Origin of the sequence: Paraburkholderia humisilvae (assembly GCF_902859855.1) — a bacterium.
GTDB classification, from domain to species: Bacteria; Pseudomonadota; Gammaproteobacteria; order Burkholderiales; family Burkholderiaceae; genus Paraburkholderia; species Paraburkholderia humisilvae.
Window position 1 is genome coordinate 1 of sequence record NZ_CADIKH010000284.1, and the last position, 1,958, is coordinate 1,958.

Below are 1,958 nucleotides of genomic sequence, written 5' to 3' on the forward strand. Positions count from 1 at the left end.
GCCATCTCCGCGTGCGGGAAGGCCGCGCGCGCTGACGATGCCCTCAGACTTTTCGCGCATCTGCAACAGCACGGTCCCGCGCACGGCGTCTTCCCCGACACCATCACGTACTCAGCCGCCATTTCCGCGTGCGAGAAGGCCGCGCGCGCTGACGACGCGCTCAGCCTGTTCGCGCACCTGCATCAGCATGGTCCCACGCGCCGCGTCTTCCCCAACACCATCACGTACTCAGCCGCCATCTCCGCGTGTGAGAAGGCTGCGCGCGCTGACGATGCCCTCCTGCTGTTCGCGCACCTGCAGCAGCACGGGCCCGCGCGCGGCGTCTTCCCCGATATCATCACGTACAACGCCGCCATCTCCGCGTGCGAGAAGGCCGCGCGCGCCGACGACGCGCTCAGGCTGTTCGCGCACCTGCAGCAGCACGGTCTCGTCCGCGGCGTCTTCCCCGACACCATCACGTACAACGCTGCCATCTCCGCGTGCGAGAAGGCCGCACGCGCTGACGACGCTCTCCGGCTGTTCGCGCACCTGCAGCAGCACGGTCCCGCGCGCGGCGTCTTCCCCGATATCATCACGTACAACGCCACCATCTCCGCGTGCGAGAAGGCCAACAGGTCCGGGGAGGTCGACTGTCTTCTCGACGATGGCATCACGGCAGGACCATTCCGGCCGTCTCTCGGCTTCAGCTCCGGGAAAAACATGCTGGACCTGCATGAAAACGCGATCCTGATATCGCCCCCTCCTTCCAGGCGGCCCGCGGGGGTTCACCCGGCAGTCGCCCGAGCCATCTTTGACCGCCTGCTCAGACAGGCAGTGATCGACCGGACAACCCTGTTCGTGGTGGGCCAGCACGGCCAGGGCTCATTGCTGGCTGCTATCGAGGCGAACATGCGAAAGCAAGGGTGGAACCCCGTTCATCCGCATGACACCCAGGGGCGCCCGAACAAAGGGTGCCTTGTCGCAGCCATCGCGTCGGCGGGCGCGGATGGCTTCGGCGCGGGTCGCGCATTTGGTCCGGTGCCGGATGGCGCGACCACCGTTACCGGCGAGCACGCGCTTCAGATGCCATCGCCTGACACCCAAGCACAGTGGGTGCAGCCTATGCCAGGCATCCCCAGTGCGGGGGACCCGGCCGGCTCCGGTAGTGGCAGTGCAAACACGAGCAGCTGGGCCGACGTGGCCCGGCGTGCGCCGGCAGGTCGGAAGTGAGCAGGCGAGCATATGCGGTAGAAGCAAGACTGCATAACCACAGTTCATTAATAGCCCTACCTATTGATATTTCCTCAAATCATGACAACCGTTGAGCGACTGAAGCGTTATACGCCCAGAACGATCCTGGAGACACATTGGCATGGCGCAAAGGCGGTTAAGCGAAGCAGCAAGGAAGCGATTGAGGCGGGCCGATTGCTGCTGGCGGGCAAGGTCCGCGCCGAGGTGGCGTTGGCTGTGGGTGTGGCTCGGCAGACGATGTACACATGGAAGCGGCTGCTCGATGAAGGCGGCATCGATGCCCGGCTCCGTCGCATTAGCGCGGTGAAGTAGAATCTGCCGGATCGTAACGCATGACGAAGATGATGGCAAAGACGAAGACGCTAGGCAAGGCACCGCCCGCAGGCATTGGCAAGGTACTGAAGCGACTGCACTATCCATTGGAGGTGATTCTGCTGTGTGCGCGCTGGTATGTGGCGTACTCGCTGAGCCTGCGCAACTTCGAAGGTTGTGTCACGATAAGGTGGTAAGGACGAGCAATCTCCACTATAGTCAGGAGTGCGTTACATACTCAGCGAGTAGAACTGCGCGGCAACCGTTCGGTCGACGCCGTCGTCTTTCATCTGCTCCTTGCGGAGCATGTGCATGTATATGAACGCCTCCCGTTTGCGAAGCAATTTCGCATGCTTTGACGTCCAGGATCGGCTGCGGCTGTATATACGGCCTTACTGCAAAACGGACGCAGCGGG

The 1,958-nt window shown here is 63.0% G+C and carries 3 pseudogenes; all 3 read left to right on the forward strand.

The window, feature by feature from the left end:
• Positions 1-1,209: pseudogene (locus tag HV796_RS41915) on the forward strand (hypothetical protein); the annotation flags it as partial.
• Between the two features lie 142 nt (positions 1,210-1,351).
• A pseudogene (locus HV796_RS41920) lies at positions 1,352-1,512 on the forward strand (IS630-like element ISCARN39 family transposase); the annotation flags it as partial.
• A gap of 59 nt (positions 1,513-1,571) precedes the next feature.
• Positions 1,572-1,715: pseudogene (locus HV796_RS41925) on the forward strand (IS6 family transposase); the annotation flags it as partial.
• Between the last annotated feature and the right edge of the window lie 243 nt (positions 1,716-1,958).